At 30.9% G+C, this 20,004-nt stretch carries 20 protein-coding genes; 1 reads left to right on the plus strand and 19 read right to left on the minus strand.

The window, feature by feature from the left end:
- Nucleotides 1-6: 6 nt before the first annotated feature.
- From KPL50_RS01755 to mraZ, 18 genes are all read right to left on the minus strand, one after another.
- Complete coding sequence (locus tag KPL50_RS01755; protein ID WP_216296706.1) at nt 7-699, minus strand: 5'-methylthioadenosine/adenosylhomocysteine nucleosidase; 693 nt, start codon at nt 697-699, stop codon at nt 7-9.
- A gap of 123 nt (nt 700-822) precedes the next feature.
- On the minus strand, nt 823-1,434 hold the full coding sequence (locus tag KPL50_RS01760; protein WP_216296707.1) for a DivIVA domain-containing protein: 612 nt from the start codon (nt 1,432-1,434) through the stop codon (nt 823-825).
- Between the two features lie 16 nt (nt 1,435-1,450).
- On the minus strand, nt 1,451-2,224 hold the full coding sequence (locus KPL50_RS01765) for an RNA-binding protein (RefSeq protein WP_216296708.1): 774 nt from the start codon (nt 2,222-2,224) through the stop codon (nt 1,451-1,453).
- Between the two features lie 36 nt (nt 2,225-2,260).
- Complete coding sequence (locus tag KPL50_RS01770; protein WP_253200401.1) at nt 2,261-2,515, minus strand: YggT family protein; 255 nt, start codon at nt 2,513-2,515, stop codon at nt 2,261-2,263.
- A gap of 27 nt (nt 2,516-2,542) precedes the next feature.
- Nucleotides 2,543-2,986, minus strand: a complete 444-nt coding sequence (locus KPL50_RS01775; RefSeq protein ID WP_216296709.1) for a cell division protein SepF — start codon at nt 2,984-2,986, stop codon at nt 2,543-2,545.
- Between the two features lie 2 nt (nt 2,987-2,988).
- A complete protein-coding gene (locus KPL50_RS01780; protein WP_253200402.1) occupies nt 2,989-3,660 on the minus strand; it encodes a YggS family pyridoxal phosphate-dependent enzyme in 672 nt (223 codons plus the stop codon).
- Nucleotides 3,661-3,804: 144 nt separating this feature from the next.
- Entirely contained in the window at nt 3,805-4,518 is a 714-nt protein-coding gene (locus KPL50_RS01785) for a DUF881 domain-containing protein (protein ID WP_216296711.1), read from the minus strand.
- A gap of 9 nt (nt 4,519-4,527) precedes the next feature.
- Nucleotides 4,528-4,869 (minus strand): small basic family protein, encoded by a 342-nt coding sequence (locus KPL50_RS01790; RefSeq protein WP_216296712.1) that lies wholly within the window; start codon nt 4,867-4,869, stop codon nt 4,528-4,530.
- 10 nt (nt 4,870-4,879) lie between these two features.
- Nucleotides 4,880-5,599: a DUF881 domain-containing protein gene (locus KPL50_RS01795; RefSeq protein ID WP_216296713.1), complete on the minus strand. Its 720-nt coding sequence runs from the start codon at nt 5,597-5,599 to the stop codon at nt 4,880-4,882.
- Between the two features lie 49 nt (nt 5,600-5,648).
- The gene (locus KPL50_RS01800; RefSeq protein ID WP_216296714.1) at nt 5,649-6,455 is read right to left on the minus strand and encodes a cell division protein FtsQ/DivIB; all 807 of its coding nucleotides are present in this window, start codon (nt 6,453-6,455) and stop codon (nt 5,649-5,651) included.
- Nucleotides 6,456-6,694: 239 nt separating this feature from the next.
- Nucleotides 6,695-7,801 carry a stage V sporulation protein E gene (gene spoVE / locus KPL50_RS01805; protein ID WP_216296715.1) on the minus strand — a complete coding sequence of 369 codons (1,107 nt, stop codon included), beginning with the start codon at nt 7,799-7,801 and terminating at the stop codon, nt 6,695-6,697.
- A 20-nt stretch (nt 7,802-7,821) separates the two neighbouring features.
- The gene (gene mraY, locus KPL50_RS01810) at nt 7,822-8,775 is read right to left on the minus strand and encodes a phospho-N-acetylmuramoyl-pentapeptide-transferase (RefSeq protein WP_216296716.1); all 954 of its coding nucleotides are present in this window, start codon (nt 8,773-8,775) and stop codon (nt 7,822-7,824) included.
- Entirely contained in the window at nt 8,772-10,262 is a 1,491-nt protein-coding gene (gene murF / locus KPL50_RS01815; RefSeq protein WP_216296717.1) for a UDP-N-acetylmuramoyl-tripeptide--D-alanyl-D-alanine ligase, read from the minus strand. The genes mraY and murF overlap by 4 nt, the downstream gene beginning before the upstream one ends.
- The gene (locus KPL50_RS01820; protein ID WP_216296718.1) at nt 10,263-11,708 is read right to left on the minus strand and encodes a UDP-N-acetylmuramoyl-L-alanyl-D-glutamate--2,6-diaminopimelate ligase; all 1,446 of its coding nucleotides are present in this window, start codon (nt 11,706-11,708) and stop codon (nt 10,263-10,265) included.
- Between the two features lie 259 nt (nt 11,709-11,967).
- Nucleotides 11,968-14,163: a stage V sporulation protein D gene (locus KPL50_RS01825; protein WP_216296719.1), complete on the minus strand. Its 2,196-nt coding sequence runs from the start codon at nt 14,161-14,163 to the stop codon at nt 11,968-11,970.
- Nucleotides 14,164-14,228: 65 nt separating this feature from the next.
- Nucleotides 14,229-14,714, minus strand: coding sequence for a hypothetical protein (locus KPL50_RS01830; RefSeq protein ID WP_216296720.1), 486 nt, complete (start codon nt 14,712-14,714; stop codon nt 14,229-14,231).
- 27 nt (nt 14,715-14,741) lie between these two features.
- A complete protein-coding gene (gene rsmH, locus KPL50_RS01835) occupies nt 14,742-15,674 on the minus strand; it encodes a 16S rRNA (cytosine(1402)-N(4))-methyltransferase RsmH (protein ID WP_216296721.1) in 933 nt (310 codons plus the stop codon).
- Nucleotides 15,675-15,705: 31 nt separating this feature from the next.
- Nucleotides 15,706-16,134, minus strand: a complete 429-nt coding sequence (gene mraZ, locus KPL50_RS01840) for a division/cell wall cluster transcriptional repressor MraZ (RefSeq protein WP_216296722.1) — start codon at nt 16,132-16,134, stop codon at nt 15,706-15,708.
- Nucleotides 16,135-16,443: 309 nt separating this feature from the next.
- Here mraZ and ychF point away from each other — a divergent pair, with 309 nt between their 5' ends.
- The gene (gene ychF / locus KPL50_RS01845) at nt 16,444-17,541 is read left to right on the plus strand and encodes a redox-regulated ATPase YchF (protein WP_216296895.1); all 1,098 of its coding nucleotides are present in this window, start codon (nt 16,444-16,446) and stop codon (nt 17,539-17,541) included.
- 63 nt (nt 17,542-17,604) lie between these two features.
- Here ychF and KPL50_RS01850 read toward each other — a convergent pair whose 3' ends face one another.
- Nucleotides 17,605-19,899, minus strand: coding sequence for an AAA family ATPase (locus KPL50_RS01850; RefSeq protein ID WP_216296723.1), 2,295 nt, complete (start codon nt 19,897-19,899; stop codon nt 17,605-17,607).
- Between the last annotated feature and the right edge of the window lie 105 nt (nt 19,900-20,004).

Genomic DNA, 20,004 nt, shown 5'->3' on the forward strand with positions numbered 1-20,004 from the left:
AGACTCCTAAATTAGTTTTAACATATTGTTTAAAATTTTTGTGGAATGCTCTACAGCAATATCTTTAAATTTTTCATAATCCATATGGGCTCCATTATTTGCATTATCTGATATTGATCTAATAACAATAAATGGAATTTGATTTAAATAGCATACTTGAGCTATGCTAGCTCCTTCCATTTCACATGCCAAACAATCAAACTCAGAATTAAGCCACCTTATTTTATCAATGCTTCCAATAAATTGATCCCCTGACACAATTCTTCCCACAAAATAATTATGACCACTTATATCCTCGCATGCTACTATTGCATGCTCTATTAGTTTTTTATCACATTTAAAATCAAAAGTATCGAGTCTCGGAATTTGTCCTATCCTATCACCAAATACAGAAGTATCCATATCATGTTGTACTAAATTTTCCGCTATTACAATATCTCCAGGATATATATTATCGACGGTTCCACCTGCAATTCCAACATTTATAACATAATCCACATTAAAATCATCTATTAAAATTTGCGTGCAAACTGCAGCATTAACTTTTCCAATGCCACTAGTAACTATGACTACATTTTTATTATGTATAATGCCAAGACTAAATTTCATATTAGCCTTTATCTCACTTCTTTCAAAATCCATATCTTTAAGTAAAAATTCAACTTCTTCACTCATTGCTCCAATAATACCTATATTCATTATTTATTCCTCCTTACGTTTGCTCTACGATACAAATAACATTTGCTAATTTGAAAGTTCCTAATATATTATATCACATTTGCTACATAAAAAATCTCACCCATTGAGTGAGATTCTATGTTTTTACTCCTTTGCAAAAAAACTTTTTATTTCTTCCATGTCGTGGTCATGAAAATCTTTTTCATCAATATTTTTTAATGTTAAATTAAAAACCTCTGATTCAACAATATTTTTTGTGTCTATTTTTTTATCCACAATTTCATTACCTACATTGTAGCTCTTAAAATAGTCACTTTCTAATCCTTCAAACATCTCAACTTGACAGTTCATAAAATTCCTGAATTTAGTTCTAAACATTGCAAATTCTTGTTTAATTCTATCATATTCATCATTTATCTTAAGTACATCCTCATGAGCTTTATCTACCATTCTTTGAGAAGAATCATTTGCACTTCTGATAATTAATTCAGCTTCCTTTTGAGCAGATGATTTTGCTTGTTCTGCAGCATTTTGAGCCAGCACTAAGGTATTTTGAATTGTAGATTCTATTTTAACATGGTGATCTAATTTTTCTTCTAAAAAGGTGTTCTTTTCTCTTAAGTTCGAATTTTCTTTGTACATGATTTCATATTCTTCAGCTACTTTATCTAAAAATTCATCAACTTCATCAACACTGTATCCTCTTAATCCTTTTTTAAACTCTTTATTATTAATATCCATGGATGTCATTCTCATGCCTGTTCCCCCTTAACTATATATATTGCACTATTTCAACTTTTAAACGATCCTTTTGAGTAGTTCCCATAATCTCTTTAACCACGAACTTACCATATCCTCTAATGGTTAAGGTATCATTGCACTTTATAATTTTATCTTTTTTTAAACACTGAAAATAATTCACTAATATTTTACCGGTGGATATAAGCCCCACTGAATTATTTCTTGAAACGTTACACACAGCTGATACCATGCCATCAAGGCGAAGTGAGGTGGATATAACAATTTTTTCTTGAAATTTACGTTCTGGAAGATCCTGTGACGTATAAGAGTATTCACGTGCGCTACAATGAGAATTACCAATATCATTTAAATTATTAATTATATAACTACTAATGTCGCTACACACTGGTACATAGCACGATGCATCTCTAATTATTAAGTCACCTAATTTTTCTCTTTTAATTCCGAGTGACATTATTGCACCTAAATAATCCTTATGAAGAAGGGTACTAAATTTCGAGTTATTACTTATTTTCAATAAGTTTATGGGATATATTGAAGGTTCTCCATAGGATGAAAATGACAACATTCTCCTATCGGAATCTTTAAATATCCCATTTGTAAATGATTTTATTTTATAATTTTCACATAAGACTGAAATTTGATTCCATACAACTGGCGATAAAAAATCATTAGTAAATATGACTTTATTTGTTTTTTGCGCTATTTGCATTTTATTAAATATATTAGAAATCAAATTTTTATCTTCGTGATTTATACTATTTAAAAAATAGTTCTTATCCATTTAGCTCATTCCTTAATCTAATATTTCATTAACCTATTATCTCAATAAACCAAACACAATTGATCTTACAAGCATTAACATAACAAGTGCGATTATTGGTGAAAAATCTATCATTGTATTTGAAAAATATTTTTCTTGAATTTTCCTACCAGGTAATAAAAGCGGTCCGGAAACTTTATGCAATAATTCTATATATTGATTTGATCCCCTTGGATAAACCCAAGACAAAACCACTTCAGCAAATATTGTAAACTCTAGAACATTAAAAACCATATCTAACAATTTAATCAAAATTTATACCCTCCTGCATTTTACTAATTATTTGCTCCAATTAAAAATCCCTTTTGAACTTAGTTCACTTTTTAATTCGTTATTAACTTCGATATTAGAAGGAGATAATATATATACTCCTTTTTCTACTTGCTGAAGGTCTCCACCTAAAGAGTAACAAGCCCCACCAATAAAATCTAATAATCTTTGACCAGTCTTAGCTTCTAGTCCTGTAGTGTTAACTACTACTATTTTTCTAGACTTCAAGTTATCACAAATTGTAGTTGCTTCATCAAAATCTTCTGGTTTAATAATAACCACTTTTGTAGATGCGGTGGTATGAATATTCACTACTTTGCTTTGTTTTTTGTTTGCAGTCATCAGTGATTCAATCTCCATGTTATCATCCTCTGTTTCCATTTCCTCGATTTCATCCGATGCATCCTCTGCCATACCTAAAAAACCCATAACCTTGTTTATTACTTTACTCATTGTTATCCCTCCAGTTTATTGTAATCTCTTTTCCCAAATACTTTTTCCCCAAGTCTTATCATATTAGATCCAGATTTCAGTGCAATTTCAAAATCTCCACTCATACCTAAAGATAAAAATTCCATGGAAATATTTTTATATTTAAAAGTTTTTAGATTATCATACATACTCTTCATCTGGTCAAAGTACATCCTACACTCTTCCACATTACCAACTGGAATTGTAGCCATTAGACCTTTAACTTTTATGTTATTACATTTCTCTGAGGCTTGTATTAATGAATCAACTTCTTCAATAGCGATACCAGTCTTACTATTTTCTTCCCCTATATTAACTTGAATTAAAACGCTAGCAATTTCATCTTTAGCACCATATTGTTTTTCAATTTCCTTTAATAAGCGTATGCTATCTAAGGAGTGAATAAGATGAACTTTTCCAACTAAGAGTTTCACCTTATTCCTCTGCAAATGCCCTATAAAGTGCCATCTAATGTCTTTCTCTAGGCTGTCATATTTTTCCATTAATTCTTGTACTTTATTCTCCCCAAAATCTCTAGCGCCAGATGTATATGCTTCTTTTATTTCATGAATTTGTCTAGTCTTAGAAACGCATATTAATGTTACATCCTCTGAAATTTCATTTTTCAAGTCCTTATAAGTTTCACTAATCCCCAACCGTCTATGCCTCCTTGCCGTTCTCCTTGTACAATTGCTATGTACCATTTCCACTTTAATTCTTAGTTCTTTAGTTCTTTAATTCTTCATTGAAGTGAAAAATTCCTTCAATTTCATCTTATTATTATTCCATTTTTAATTATATTAATCTTTTTTATTTGTGACACCCATGTAATTAAACTTATAATTCCCTGTATATGCTAATATTTTTATATCATCTGCCTTAACAATGCTAATTTTAACTTGTCTGAGCTTTAGTGATTTTATCTCTGTAGCCTCTAGTGTTAAATAATTATACAGTACATCTTCATTACCTATGGCATCAATGTAGAATGTAGGTACAATCTTCACCCCATTTAAATAAATAAAGGAGCCCCAACATAATCCATAATTATCATAAATAATTCTTTGACCATTAACAGAAACTGCTTCTGCTCCTGCATTTCGGAGATCATTTAGCACTTGAACAATATCAGAGTCATGAATTAACTGAGCACTACTAAAGTCATCAATACTATTGTTACCATCATCTAATATGATTCTGACACCTTTGCCTTGAACATCAGTCTTTCCTAATATAATATTATTTTCATTAACTTCCTTTTGAATCTCTTCTAAAACCTTATATTTTTTCACATCACCACTATCATATTTTTGGAGCTTTGTAGTGGCATTATAATACTGTTGCTTTAAATTGTTTAGTTCAGAATACAATTTACTTCTCTCATTATAGGCTACATCATACTGTTTTACATCCAAAAAATTACTTTTACCTTCAAATCCGATATTCATAGCTATAAGAAGTCCTATTATTATTGATGCAATAAAAACAAATATAGTAGCTTCATTATTTTTCATTTAATCACCTCATGAGTGGGATTTGGTTTTGTCTATTAAAAGTCGTCTAATGATTGCAAAGTTATCAAATATCCTTCCTCCAAATACAATAACTGCAGCCAAATAAATTGGAATTCCCAATTTATCACCTAGATAAACCATGGCTACTGCCAGCGCTGCATTCCCGAAAAATCCTGACACGAAAATATCTGCTCTAAAATTACGGGAAATCGACCCTCTGAGCGCTCCAAAAACAGAATCTAAACATGCAAATATTGCTACAGAAATATATGGAGAAAACTTAACTGGAATATCTATATTCCATACTATTCCTAATATTACACCTATTAATAACCCTACAAAAGCTACCATTTCCTCACCTCTATTTCTTTTCTATTGGTTTAGCATACTCAAATTTATATGCTTTATTATATTTAGGAATTATAATTTCATCTGATTTTTCCACTATTATATCGCAGATCTTATTAAGTTCTAGTGGAATTGCTTCTGGAAAACTAATAGCACTTTCTAATAGTCGCTTCTCGCCAATGGCTTTAATTGTAACTCTTTTACTATTGGGAATTCTTTCATCATTTATAATAATTGCATTTCCTGCATTTCTTATACCACTACGAGAAGTTAGCCTAATATCATTGATGGAAATCGCTTCAGCACCTGCTGCATTTAATTCATTTTGTATATGAAGTAAATCTGAATCGTTTATACGCTGATCGTCGGGATTACTGCCGAAAATATTGCTTTTGGGAGTAATATAGATTGTTATACCCTGGCCCTTTACTTCAGTACCTCCAGTAAGTATTCTTGTCTCTTCCAAATCTTTGTATAATAATCCACTTTGCTCATCTCTTCCCTTAGCAGCATTTTCATATTCCTTTGTTTTGGCATCTAACTCATCAATTTTTTTCTGCATCTCTTCTTTGCTCTTTTTTAGCTGTTCATTTTCAGTAATAATTTCTGGTGTGTTCTTATTACTATCTGCTGCTGAACTTTGTTTACTTATCATTTTAAATTGGTAAGATATCATAAATCCTAACAATATACATATTAGACCAATTGACAATTGAGATCTAAACTTCCTCATAACTTCCTCCTTGCTAATCTCTGGGGGAGATAATTATTATTCCCTTCTACTATTGTTCTATAAATACAACTGGATTGGATTTAGAACTAACATCCACATATCCCTTAGCACCCTTATATTCAAGTTGTGAAATAATGTTTATTGCCTTATTAAATTTGTTTTTTAAGTCATCGGTCGTTCCAAATTTAATACACATATTTCCAGAATAAATTTTCACATCTAAAATATTATTTACATCTACCATAGTTATTAAAATAGCACTATTGGTCTTTCTATACTCAGTAATAATATTTGTTATTTCATTTGCAACAATAATTTTTCTATCATCCTCTGATACAATTAAATCTCCAACTTTGCAGTTTTCGTAATTGAATCCAATTAAATTCACCAAGTTCTTATTTTTAATATCAGATCTCTTTTCTAGCAAAATCCCTTTGTTATCTAGAATATAATAAATATTATTTACTTTCCCATAAAATACAGCCACTCTTTCTTGTACTTCTATTACAATTTTATTTGGCAAAATCTTTTTAAATTTCACACCTAGGATATATGGATTTTCGGAAATCCTTTTTTCACTTTCATTAAAACTTGTATAAAAAATATTACTTCCGACTTCAATTTTAGCTGCCTTATTGATTTCAACTTTAGATGCATTGGAATTCCCTAGGATTTCAATAGTTGTAATATTAAAATAAGGTAATTTAAAACATAGTGTAATCAATACAGATAACATAATTATTGATAACAACACTAGCTGTTTTAACCTTTTCTTGTGCTTTCTTTTATATAATAATTTTTCTTTGTTTTCTATAATATATCTTCCATCTTTAAAATTATCACTTTTCTTGTTCATTCACTTCCCCGCATTCAATAATATATATTTTTTACAAATTTACACTTTAAAACATAAATTTGTAGATTGTAGCGCACAATTTATATAAATCACCTTTATAACTCACTTATCTATATATAATACCACTTAATTTAATTATTTTCATCTCAATTTCAATGTATTTCTTAGTATTTTTAAAAAATTAATATTTTATGTGAAGGAGCACATAAAAAGGCATGCACAAATGCATGCCTTACTTTTTAATTTTTATTTACAGTTTGCCTTGACACATTTAAAAGTATTCCCATAGCAAACATATTAAAAACCAAAGCTGAGCCACCATAACTTATAAAAGGAAGTGGCACACCCGTAACAGGCATAGAACCGGTAACTACCGCTATATTAATAATTGCTTGAACAGCTATAACAGATGTAATTCCAATACCTAAAATAGTACCGTACATATCTTTAGCCGTAACTGCTGTTTTAATACCACGCCATACAAAAATTGCAAATAATATAATTATAAAAGCGCATCCAATTAGACCTAATTCTTCACCAATTATTGCAAAAATAAAATCCGTGTGAGGTTCTGGTATGTAAAGACATTTTTGTCTTGACTGTCCAACTCCTGAACCAGTTACTCCTCCTGACCCAAGTGCAAGCAATGATTGAACTAATTGATATCCATCACCTTGGCTATCAGACCAAGGATTTGTAAAGCTCATAAGTCTTTTCATTCTGTATGAGGCAGTAATTGTTAGAACTCCAACGGCAGCTACTAGGGTTCCGCCTATTGCAAAAAGGTGAAAAAATCTTGCACCAACTGCAAATAAAATAATTACAGTAACAATCATTATAACAGATGCAATACTTAAGTTTGGCTCTAGTAAAATTAAGCCTGCATAAAATCCTGAAACTAGTAGGTACGGAAGTATTCCTTTAAAAAATTCTTTGACTTTTTCACCCTTTAGATCTAAACTTTTAGCCATATATAATACTATAGTATATTTTGCAATTTCTGAGGGTTGAAAATTTGCAAAACCCAATTGAATCCATCTCTTAGAACCATTAATTTCAGGGAATGCTAACACAACAATTAATAATGCTATACTAATTACCATAATAAATCCAGTGTATTTTTTTATAACATGATAATCAATTTTAACAGCTGTAATCATAAAAACAAAGCCAACACATGCCCACATAAGTTGTTTTTTCAAATAATGTTCCGGATCATTTAATTTGAAAGCCGAAGTATAAGAACTGGCACTATACACCATTACTACCCCTATAGCCACAAGAAGCATTATGGTTGCAAATAATACAAAATCTATTTGTCCCATTTTAACCTTGGATTTTTTCATAATATATCCTCCTCAAAATTCTAATAGGTAAAGGATAGAAATCCAACTATACATAAAATAACTGTAACAATGGAGAATACTGCCACAATTTTAGTTTCTCGCCATCCACTTAATTCAAAGTGATGATGAATTGGAGACATCTTAAATACTCTCTTACCTGTAGACTTAAATACCAAAACTTGAATAATAACTGAAATAGCCTCTAAAACATATATTCCGCCTACAATAATAACGAGTAGTGGTACCTTTAGTATCATACCCACTGCCGCTACTGCGCCCCCCAGTGCAAGGGAACCCATGTCTCCCATAAAAATTTGTGCTTTATAAGAATTAAATTTTAAAAATCCTAATAATGCACCTGCAAGTGCTGCGCAAAATATTGCAAGAGTAGAATGAAACATCATATTACTAACTAGTGCAAAGAATGTCATAACTACAATTGTAACACTTGTAGCTAAGCCATCTAATCCATCTGTTAAATTAACTGAATTTGTGGTTGCTGCAAAATATATAATAATAAAGGGCACATACCAATAACCCAAATCTACACTTTTATTAAAAAAAGGTATCATTATATCTGTTCCTATTTTAATTGAAGAGTAATAGCCAACCACGCCTCCCACTATTAATAAAAGCAACATCTTTTGTTTTGACGTAAGGCCTTCATTTTTTTTACGTTTTATTTTTAGAACATCGTCAATAAGACCAATTAATCCAAAAGCAATAAAACAATATAGTGCAATCATAGCTTCATCGTTTGTGTGTCTAACAATTATTAACATTGTGATTATTGTTGAAGTCATGAATATAATACCACCCATAGTAGGTGTGCCTGCTTTTTTGAGATGACTTCTAGGTCCTTCTTCCCTTATATTTTGACCAAATTTAAGTTTATGTAGCATTGGAATTAATAAGGGACCTTGTAGGATTGATAAAAAAAATGCAATTAAAACTGAATAGATAATTAAACTCATACTCTAGTCACCTCTTTATCATTTATATTCTCTAAGGAATTGTGATTCGAGATAGGATTTAGATGCTCACATGAATTAAGATTCACACGTGAATTTAAATTCACGAGTTCACTAACTATACTCTCAAACTTCATATATCTTGAGGCTTTAACTAAAACAACATCATTTGGAGCAATAACTTTTTTTATAAAACAAATTACCTCATCATAAGTTTCAAAACTTCTATATTTATCTATATCACTAAATCCTTGTTTATATGCCTCATTAAATTCGCCTATAGTAATTAATAAATCAATATTCTTGCTTTTTGCATATGCACCAACTTGTTTATGTGCTTCAAAAGCATTATCGCCAAGTTCCCTCATAGTACCTAGTATTGCAATTTTAGATTTTCCACTAACATCACAAAGTACATCCATTGCAGCTAGCATTGAATCTGGACTAGCATTATAACAGTCGTTAATTATAGTGAATTTCTCACCCTTTATTATATCTAAGCGCATGGAGGTAGCTTCTAAATTTTTAAAGCCACTAGCAATTTCATTATAGGTCATACCCAATACCCTTCCGCAAGCTACTGCTAGTAAGGAATTTAACACGTTGTGTCTTCCAGGTATATTAACCTCAATGATAGTTTTTGTTAAAATTCCAGACTCTATTAATCCGAAAGTTATTTTGTTTCCGTAAATATTTAAATCACAGGCTTTATAATCAGCCTTTGAATCAATTCCTGTTTTTATAGTTTTATAGTTTGATGTGATTATATTTTCTAATAAATCATTATCTGAATTTACAATTAAAACACTGTCCTTTGTAAAAAAATCTGTTATCTCCATTTTAGCCTTTAAAATATTTTCTCTTGTTATAAGATTTTCAAGGTGAGACATTCCAATGTTAGTAATAATACCAATATTAGGTTTTGAAGTTTCGCATAGGTTATGTATCTCGCCAAAATCACTCATGCCCATTTCGAGAACTGCTATATCATAACTTTTATCTAACTTAAATATCATCATAGGTAATCCTATTTCATTATTAAAATTACCTATGGTTTTAAAAACTTTGAATTTTTCAGATAGCACTGCTGCAACCAAATCCTTTGTAGAGGTTTTGCCTGTAGAACCTGTAATCCCTACTACTTGTAAATTTAGTTTATTCAAATAAAATTTCGCAAGATTTCTCAATGCTTTCTTAGTATCTTCTACCATAATTACAGTAGTTTGCACATCTAGCAATCTTATATCAAATTTCACTTCATCAATTATGCAAATTGAAGCTCCACTTTTACTAGCCTCTAAAACAAAATCATTTGCATTAAAATTCTCACCTTTTAATGCTATAAAAATATCCCTGTCTTTTAAGGCTCTTGTGTCCATGCAAACACAGTCATAAAAGGCGCTCTCAGCGTTATATAAGACACTCTCGCCTTTTACTAGTATTTCTCCCCTGGTTGCCTCAATTATCTCATCTAGTGTAATATACTCCATCTAAAAACTCTCCTTTATTATGTCTAAAACAATTTCTCTCTCATCAAAATGAATAGTTTTATCTTTCAAAACCTGATAGTCCTCATGGCCCTTTCCTGCAATGACAATTATATCATCTTTCATCGCAATTCCAATTGCTCTTTTTATAGCCATTGTTCTATCCGTTATAATTTCAAAATTGTCTTTTCCAATGCCTTCTACTACATCATTAATGATTTCTAGTGGGTCCTCAGTTCTTGGGTTGTCGGAAGTTATTATTGAAATATCACAAAGCTCAGTTCCAATTTTGCCCATAATAGCTCTTTTGGTTTTATCTCTGTCTCCACCACAACCAAAAACACATATCAGTTTACCTTTTGTAAATTCTCTCACAGTTTTTAGTATGTTTTCTAAGGCATCAGGTGTATGTGCATAATCTAAAATTATTTCAAATCCCAGGTTGTGTGTATTTGCAACAAGTTCACAACGACCAAGCACTTGTACTTTTTTTAGACCTAGTTTAATTGCAGATATGTCTATTCCCTGATTTAAACAAACACCAATAGAGCCAAGAGCGTTATATATATTATAATTTCCTGGTATATTTAATTCAATTTCAAATGAGTTGTCTTTATACTCTATTGTGAATTTACTTCCTCTTGAGTTCATTTTTATATTACTAGCCCTAATGTCTATATTAGAATTCAATCCATAACTCAATTTACTACTTGTAATTAAATTATAGGCTTTTTCACCATAAGTATCATCAATATTAATCACAGAGTTTTTACTATATTTAAATAATATTAGTTTTGCATTGAAATAATTTTCGAAGGTTTTATGAAAATCTAAATGGTCTTGTGTTAAATTTGTAAAAATGCTTTCACAAAACTCTATTCCGTATACCCTATCTAAACTTAGAGAATGAGAGGACACCTCCATGACACAATAATCCACACGTGATTCCACCATTTTTTTGAAAAGTTCATGTAACTCTAGTGACTCTGGAGTAGTTCTTTCCGTATGAATTTTATCATTACCAATAAAATTTGCTATAGTGCCAATAAGTCCAACTTTATGCCCTTGCTCCTCTAAAATAGCTTTAATCATAAAGGCTGTAGTTGTTTTCCCATTAGTACCTGTGATTCCTATTATTTTCATCTTACTACTAGGGTTATTATAATAGTTAGCTGCACTTAAGGCTAATGCCTTTCTACTATCCCCTACTTTAATCACCGTACAATTTGATTGATTTTCTATATTCTTCTGACATACAATAGCAACTGCTCCATTGTTAATTGCATTTTGTATGTATTCATGACCATCAACCTTATACCCTTCTATACAGAAAAACAAATCTCCATTTTTAATTTTTCTTGAATCATATTGAATTTCACTTATATCTATATCAATATTCCCATTAATTAAATCCAAATTAATATTCTCCATAATTTTTCCAAGTTTCATATTATCAACTCCCTTAAGTGTGAATCATTTTTCTTATTATTACTAACCTCTTTTGAAAATAGTATACAGTACTAAGAGGATTAAATGAAAAATTTACCATCACTCACAATATGGCAAATCCTTCAGTTCAAAAATTCTGAGTGCCGCTTTTTTTTTCACCTTTATATTACACGAAAATAAATAACAAGTCAAAGATGCTCCATGCTGACTTGTTATTTATTTCAGTGCTTCTTATATTTTGTGTATACACCATATTTAACTAATCAGCCATAATATCTAAATGTAATGTAATTACAGTTCCTTTTTTTACTTCTGTGCCTTCTACGCTTTGTTCTGAAACTATTCCATTACCAATAAATTGAACTTTTAACCCAAGACTATTTAATGTTTCACTAGCTTTTTCCGGGCTATTTCCTTTAATATTTGGAACTATTACTGTATTACTATATTGTGGCTTTGTATCAGTGTGCAAAATAATTTCAGTTCCTTCTTTAACTGTATATCCAGGCTTAGGAGTCATATCAGTAATAGTTTCTCCTTCTGTAGTTAATTTCAGCTTTAAATTATTTTCTTTCAATATTTTTTGAGCCTCTGCTCTTTTAAGACCTCTTACTTCAGGCACAATAACATCTTTCAATAAACTTTTGGAAGTTTCTTCTATAGTAGCATCAGATTTTAGTGCTAAGTAATTAAATATATCATTAAAAGCTTGTTTTGCAACTACTGTTGCAATCTGCCCACCATAATAATTAGATGGATCTGGTTCATCAATTGAAACGAGCAGTGTTATTTGTGGATCACTGGCAGGCGCCATTCCAGCAAATGAAGCAACATATTTGCCTGGTGCATAACCTACCCCTGTAGAATTAATTTTTTGAGCAGTTCCAGTTTTTCCAGCAATATGATACCCTGCAATGAATGCTTTCTTACCACCACCATTTTCTATAACCTGTTCTAAGTAACTTCGTAGCTGCTTTGCCACTGGCTCATCTATTATTTGTCTTTCATTAAATTTTGAATATGATTCTAGAACCTTTTTATTGCTTAAATCATCATAACTTACTATCTCTTTCATAACATGAGGCGTTATAAGCTTTCCTCCATTTGCAATAGCATTAAAAGCTGCTAAATATTGCACCGCTGTTAATGTACCACCTTGGCCAAAGGATGTTACTGCTAAATCTTGGGCAGTCATATCTTTGGTCTTCCTAATTATTCCCAGTGCTTCTCCATTTAAATCAATAGCAGTTTTTTTACCAAATCCAAACAAATAAACGTACTTATTTAATTTTTCTGCCCCTAACCTTCTACCCAGTTCCATAAATCCAACATTGCAAGAGTTCTTTAAAATATCCACAAAACTTTGAGACCCGTGCCCTGTGGTTTTCCAACACTTTATTGCTTTACCGCCAACTACAGTGCTACCATTACAGACAAATCTATCAGTATCCTTAACAACCTTCTCTTCCATGGCTGCTGTGGCGGTAACTACTTTAAAAATAGACCCAGGTTCAAAAGTATCACTTACTGCTCTGTTTCTCCAAGCCTTTTGATTTTCATCAAAACTTTTAGTAAGATCCCAAGGAGCATTGGGATTATAGTCTGGTTTATTAACCATACCTAATATTTCTCCATTTTTAGGATTCATTGCAATTATAGTAACTGCATTTGCTTTATTATCAATCATTGCCTGGCTAGCTGCTTTTTCACAAAAATATTGGATCATCTCATCAATAGTAAGCACTATATCTTTACCATTTATTGGTTTTGTATAATCTGATATTTTATAAGGCAAGTCTTCACTTTTTCTATCAGTTTCAGAAAGATTTATTCCTGGCACCCCAGATAGATATTTATCGTAATATAGTTCAACGCCTGTTAATCCATTACCATCAGAATTAGTATGTCCTAGAACATTTGCCAAGAAATTATTATTAGGATAATATCTTTTTGTATCTCCAGTAACTACAATTCCCCGAAGCTTACTTTTAGTAGCATAATCAACAACTTTATCGGCTATATCCTTATCTATCCTTCTCTTCAAAATGCCCGCTCCAACAAGTTTTCCCTTTGAATTCTTCTGAGTCAAAATGGATAAGACATTTTTAGAATCCATTCCAAGTATTTTAGCCAGGTCGGGTGCTATCCCCTCCATAGTTAATTTGTTTTTGGCTGTAGTATCTCTTAATGAATTAAGATCTAAGTCTATTCTAAAAACATTTGCACTTATAGCTAACTCCTTTTCATTTCTATCTAAAATTCTTCCTCGTTGTGGTGCAATACGAACGTCACTTGTCCACTGCAATATTGCTCTTTCTTTATAATCCTTTCCTTTAACTATCATTACGTAGCTTAACCTACTAACTAATAGAAAAAACAAAAGAAAAAGTATGAAAAAGACAGTAAGCATTCTACGTTTAACTAAGACCTTGTCCCTATACTCTCCTCCTGCCAATACGGTTCCTCCTTACTAATAACTGTGAAGATGAAAACGAAAATATAAAAATAAATAATTGCTATTTAAAATATAAAATTTTTAATTTTATTTACTATTTCGTTGCTTACTTTAACTTCTACATTTTGCACCGATCCTAAATTGTTTTTACTTAAATTGCAATATTGTACATCGCTAATCCTAGGTTTAACCATATGAAGTTTCTCAGTAGCAGTTTTCTCAATGTAACTTATATTTCTAAACTTAATAAGTTGTATTTTATAAGCGTCATTTTCTTTACTTAATACCTCTATTTGGGCTTTAGCTTTAGTAGTTGTATTTTGGTAATTATAAATCATACAATATCTAGCAATAATAATAATTCCAATAACAAAAACTAAAAATATATTTGTGAGAATGTTTTTTTTCTTTTTTATATCCTTTAGTTTTTTACCTTGGTTTGTCTGTTGTCTTGATTTTTCTAAGTCCTCATATTTTCGTTTTTGAATTCCATGTTCTGGTGCAAGTACTGTATTCCCATCCATTCCAAACTTGTTTTTTTCTACTATCACTTTATTCACCCCATCCCCAAATTAGAACTAAATCTTTTCAGCCACTCTTAGTTTTGCACTTCTACTTCTCTTGTTAATTTCCAATTCTTCTTCTGTTGCCACTATAGGTTTTCTACTTATAAGTTTTACAATTGGTTTTTTACTACACACACACATAGGTAACTCTTTTGGACACTTACATGGATCATGTAATTCTTTAAAAACATTTTTAACAATTCTGTCTTCAAGTGATTGGAATGTAATAACTGCCATTCTTCCTCCAGGATGTAATCTATGCACACCATTTTCTATGGCTGTATTTAATATTTTCAGTTCACCATTAACTTCAATTCTTATACCCTGAAAAGTTCTCTTAGCAGGATGGCCACCTTCCCTTTTATACTTGGCTGGAATAGCTGCATCTATAACATTCACTAGTTCCAAGGTAGTATCAATAGATTTTAGAGCTCTTCTATCTATTATAAAATTAGCTATTCTTTTCGAAAATTTTTCTTCTCCGTAATTTCTTAAAACCTCTCCTATTTCCTGCTCACTATAGTTATTCACAACATCATATGCTGATAAACCTTGGCTTCTATCCATCCTCATGTCAAGTCTTGCATCTTTCATATAGCTAAACCCACGTTCTGCACTATCTAATTGAAAGGAGGACACCCCTAAATCCATAAGAATACCGTCCACTTTTTCTATTCCAAGGTTTTCGAGTATTGCATCAATATTGTAAAAATTATTATGTACATACGTAACATTATTATATTCTTTAAGGTTTTCCTTTGCTGCCCTTAATGCATCCTCATCTTGATCAATGCCAATTAATCGTCCCTGGGGCGACAGTCTTTTTAAAATTTCTAGTGAATGTCCTGCACCTCCTAATGTACAATCAACATAAATTCCATCCTCTTTAATATCTAGTGCATCAAGGCACTCATTTAATAAAACTGGTAAATGCTTAAATTCCATAATTTATCTCCTTTTATATACCTATTTCAATCTATATTCCAAGTTCCATCATTTTTTCTGCTATTTCATCAAAATTAATATCCGAGTCATTATATTCATCCCATTTATTTTTAGCCCATATTTCTATCCTAGTTGAAACTCCTATACTTACTATTTCCTTTTGTATTGAAGCATATTCACATAAATTTTGTGGTATTAAAGCTCTTCCTTGCTTGTCTATTGTTATTTCATTTGCACCCGAGAAAAAAAATCTTACAAAGGCCCTAGCGTCTTTACTAGTTAATGGAAGTTTTTTTAGTTTTTCCTCCATTATTGTCCATTCTGGCAGGGTATATATGTATAAACACCCATCTAAACCTTTAGTCAATATAAAGTCGCTTCCTAATCCCTCTCGAAATTTGGTGGGAATAATTATTCTATTTTTACTATCAATGGCATGTTGATATTCACCAATAAACATTTTACTCCCCACCTTATAAAAAATTACTCCACTTTAATCCACTTTAGACCATTCTAAACCACTTTTTAGTATTATTCTATAGAAAAACGAAAATTCCTTCTTATTTTAAGGAGTTATTATCAATTTTTAATAATAATTAAATTTATTTACCATTTTATTAGAATTTTATTACTTAAAATACAATTTAATCTTAAATGAGTTTTCATTAAAAAAACAAGCTAGTATTTACTTTCTTGATATGCATTAGAATCTAGAGTATAATTTATAAGGTATAAATAAATTAAGAGTAAGAAAGGAATGTACATATATATGAAGCTAGGAATCGTAGGTTTACCAAATGTAGGGAAGAGCACATTATTTAATGCAATAACAAAGGCAGGGGCAGAATCTGCTAATTACCCATTTTGTACTATAGAACCAAATGTAGGAGTTGTTAGTGTCCGTGATAAGAGATTAGATGTGCTACAAGCTCTTTATAATAGTAAGAAGGTAATTCATACCGCAATTGAATTTTATGATATAGCAGGTCTTGTAAAAGGAGCCAGCAAAGGAGAGGGACTTGGTAATAAGTTTCTATCTCACATCAGAGAAGTAGAGTCTATAGTTCATGTTGTAAGGTGCTTTAATGATGACAATATAATTCACGTAGATGGCAACGTGGATCCACTGCGCGATATAGATACAATTAATTTAGAACTTATTTTTTCTGATCTTGACGTACTAGAGCGAAGAATGGAAAAATCATTAAAGCTTGTTCGTTCTGGTGACAAAACAGCAAAAATGGAATATGAGCTTATGGAAAGAATAAAAAACCACCTTGAAGCAAACCTTCCAGTAAGAACACTTGAATTTACCGAGGAGGAATCTACTTTTACAAATAGTCTTTTCTTAATTACTTCAAAACCAGTATTATATGCTGCAAACATTAGCGAAGATGATTTAGTCTCTGGTAATGCAGATAATGCTATGGTTAAAAAAGTTAAAGAATTTGCTGCAAATGAAAATTCAGAAGTAATCATAGTTTGTGCAAGGCTTGAAGAAGAACTTTCTACTTTAGAAGAGGATGAAAAAATGGAACTTCTTAGTGAATATGGTCTTGATGAATCAGGTTTAGATAAACTTATTCACGCAAGTTATAAGTTGCTCGGTTTAATGAGCTACTTAACTGCAGGCCCTCAAGAAATAAGAGCATGGACTATAATCAATGGAACTAAAGCCCCAGCAGCTGCTGGTAAAATCCATTCAGATATAGAAAGAGGATTTATAAGGGCAGAAATAGTTTCCTTTGACAAATTAGTTGAATGTGGAAGTGAAGCCGCAGCTAAGGAAAAAGGTCTATATAGACTTGAAGGAAAAGAATATATTATGCAAGATGGCGATGTAGTTAATTTCAGATTTAACGTATAAAGTAATAAAAAGCAGGACTTGGATATTTGAATATATCAGTCCTGTTTTTTTAATAGCATTAAATTATTTTTTGCTACTATATTTTTTTAATTCTTTGTTTATAGCCGTCATTACGCCTTGGACGTCCATATCAGAAGTTCCCATTAGAACTTCCATAGCATCATCTATAGAGGTCATAGTATATATATGAAAGTTTCCATTTTCAATCTCTTTCTCAACTTCTGCACTTAAAACCAAGTCATCTGCATTAGAAAGTGGTATCACTACGCCTTTGCCCACTATTGTATCTATTGCCTTGCAAACCCCAAAAAAGCCCTCTATTTTATCATTTACTCCACCTATAGGTTGAACATCCCCAAATTGATTTACAGAACCAGTGACGGCGATATTTTGTTTTATAGGTATCTTACTTAGGGCTGAAAGCATACATACTATTTCTGCCACAGAGGCACTATCCCCATCTATTTTGCCGTAAATTTGTTCAAAGCTCAAATGGAAATCCACTGGTAGTTTATTGAATCCACCATTAATACCACTTATATATCCTTTTAAAATATTAATAGATTTACTATGAATATTTCCACTTAGATTGCTATCCTTTTGAACGTCCACAATATTTCCTTCTCCCTTATAGCAACAACAAGTAATCTTTATTGGCTTACCAAATCTCAAATATCCAGTATCAATTACTGATAATCCATTCACTTGTCCGATTTTACTATTTTTAACGTCAATAAGCATTTTCTTTTCAGTATAGTTCTTTAAAATCTCCTTTTCCATAATGTCTTGCCTGCAGGCTGTGTGGATTATATCTTCTGCACTAATCTCTTTTTTATTTTCTTTGCATACCTTATTGTTTGATAGTGTTAATAACTTACTTATTTCATATTTATCATAATATATTTTTTTCCTACTCTGAGCCTTTCGTGATAAGACCTTTGCTACTTCTCTTATAGCTCCACTAGAAAGATGTTTAAAATTATTTTCACTACAAATATTGTTTATCTCAAATATTAAAGAGCTCTTCAAATCATTGTCTATATTCTGCATAGGATTACATTCTGCTTTTATGGTGAAAATTTTTCTAAAGTCTTCATCGTAATTATAAAGCAAGTCGTAAGTTTCATAATCCCCAATAAGAATCACCTTTTCTTTAATAGCTATAGGCTCTGGTTTTATTGTACTTAATGAGACCAGGTCATAATAGCTTCTGTTATAACTAACATCCACTTTCTCTGCTTGCAATGACTTTTTTAAATAATAGTAAGCTGAAGGATTACTTAATAGCATGTTTGCTCTAATCACCAAACACCCCTCATTTGCTTTTAACATACTACCACTTTTTATAAGTTCTATATTCGTAGAATAAGCCCCATTGTGGTTTTCATATTCAATATTCCCTAGTAAGTTTGTTAAACTAGGATCTTGTTCAAATATCACTGGTGCAGCGATATTTTTACTATTATCTACAATTACGTTTACAGCATGTTTAAAAATAATTTCATTTATTTTTTCCTCATCCTCATCAAAGCATAGTGAATAATTATCTATAAGTTTTTTCTCAATGTCCCCTGCAACCATATGAAAATAATTCTGAACATCTTCTTCTTTATTAAACCTATTTTTATACTCTTCTTTTAAATCGCTCATTTCGGTTTTATAATATTCTTCCATTATTTTTTTTAATTTATCTATATCCTTTTCTTCAATTTCCTTTAACGCTTCTAATATTTCCTTAGCTTTATCTTTTAAAAGGCGCACTGTTTCTAAAATTCCATCTTTTTTTTCACTATCTAAAATATCATATTCATTTTCAGTCATTTCTTTCCCGCTACTTAAAGGAATGAATGTAAATCCGTTATTAGCAGATTTTATATCGAAGCCTTTGTCTTTAGCTGTATCTACTAGTTTAGCAATTAGTTCATTTCTTTTCTTTTGAATGTTTTCTTGAATTTCTTCCTTTTCTTTATTTCTAGAATTGTTATAAAACTGAAATGTGCACTCTAAATATTCATTCTGCAACTCTTCAAGCGTTGCTTTTAGCTTTATCCCTCCCCCATTACCTACAAAAATTGCTTTAGGAGATTTTTCATCCTCATATAATACATAACAAATATCTTTTGGTTTTGGTTTATTTTCGAAAATTTTATTTACATATTTCATAATATCTTTAAGAGCCTCTTTTGAAAAATCGTCTATCAAATAAATATTAAAGCCCTCTTTATCTATACTTAGGGCAGTTTTAATATTTTCTATTACATCAAAATACTGTGGCAATGCATCTAAGGGTTCGCATATACTCATATTTTCAATATCAAATTCATATATAATGTCCTTTGGAGTTAATTCCCTATTCATATTCCGCCTCCTTTCAATCCTTTATTATATTAATATTCTTAAATTACGATTTTAGGAACAAATATTATCATTGTGAAATAATAATATTTTCTAGAATTATGCATA

Source organism: Clostridium sp. CF012, assembly GCF_018861755.1.
Classification (GTDB): Bacteria; Bacillota; Clostridia; order Clostridiales; family Clostridiaceae; genus Clostridium_AD.

Excerpts from the sequence above, each read along its gene's own strand:
- KPL50_RS01755 (WP_216296706.1), bottom strand. The coding sequence starts at position 699 with ATGAATATAGGTATTATTGGAGCAATGAGTGAAGAAGTTGAATTTTTA.
- KPL50_RS01760 (WP_216296707.1), bottom strand. The coding sequence starts at position 1,434 with ATGAGAATGACATCCATGGATATTAATAATAAAGAGTTTAAAAAAGGA.
- KPL50_RS01765 (WP_216296708.1), bottom strand. The coding sequence starts at position 2,224 with ATGGATAAGAACTATTTTTTAAATAGTATAAATCACGAAGATAAAAAT.
- KPL50_RS01775 (WP_216296709.1), bottom strand. The coding sequence starts at position 2,986 with ATGAGTAAAGTAATAAACAAGGTTATGGGTTTTTTAGGTATGGCAGAG.
- KPL50_RS01785 (WP_216296711.1), bottom strand. The coding sequence starts at position 4,518 with ATGAAAAATAATGAAGCTACTATATTTGTTTTTATTGCATCAATAATA.
- KPL50_RS01790 (WP_216296712.1), bottom strand. The coding sequence starts at position 4,869 with ATGGTAGCTTTTGTAGGGTTATTAATAGGTGTAATATTAGGAATAGTA.
- KPL50_RS01795 (WP_216296713.1), bottom strand. The coding sequence starts at position 5,599 with ATGAGGAAGTTTAGATCTCAATTGTCAATTGGTCTAATATGTATATTG.
- KPL50_RS01800 (WP_216296714.1), bottom strand. The coding sequence starts at position 6,455 with ATGAACAAGAAAAGTGATAATTTTAAAGATGGAAGATATATTATAGAA.
- spoVE (WP_216296715.1), bottom strand. The coding sequence starts at position 7,801 with ATGAAAAAATCCAAGGTTAAAATGGGACAAATAGATTTTGTATTATTT.
- mraY (WP_216296716.1), bottom strand. The coding sequence starts at position 8,775 with ATGAGTTTAATTATCTATTCAGTTTTAATTGCATTTTTTTTATCAATC.
- murF (WP_216296717.1), bottom strand. The coding sequence starts at position 10,262 with ATGGAGTATATTACACTAGATGAGATAATTGAGGCAACCAGGGGAGAA.
- KPL50_RS01820 (WP_216296718.1), bottom strand. The coding sequence starts at position 11,708 with ATGAAACTTGGAAAAATTATGGAGAATATTAATTTGGATTTAATTAAT.
- rsmH (WP_216296721.1), bottom strand. The coding sequence starts at position 15,674 with ATGGAATTTAAGCATTTACCAGTTTTATTAAATGAGTGCCTTGATGCA.
- mraZ (WP_216296722.1), bottom strand. The coding sequence starts at position 16,134 with ATGTTTATTGGTGAATATCAACATGCCATTGATAGTAAAAATAGAATA.
- ychF (WP_216296895.1), top strand. The coding sequence starts at position 16,444 with ATGAAGCTAGGAATCGTAGGTTTACCAAATGTAGGGAAGAGCACATTA.
- KPL50_RS01850 (WP_216296723.1), bottom strand. The coding sequence starts at position 19,899 with ATGAATAGGGAATTAACTCCAAAGGACATTATATATGAATTTGATATT.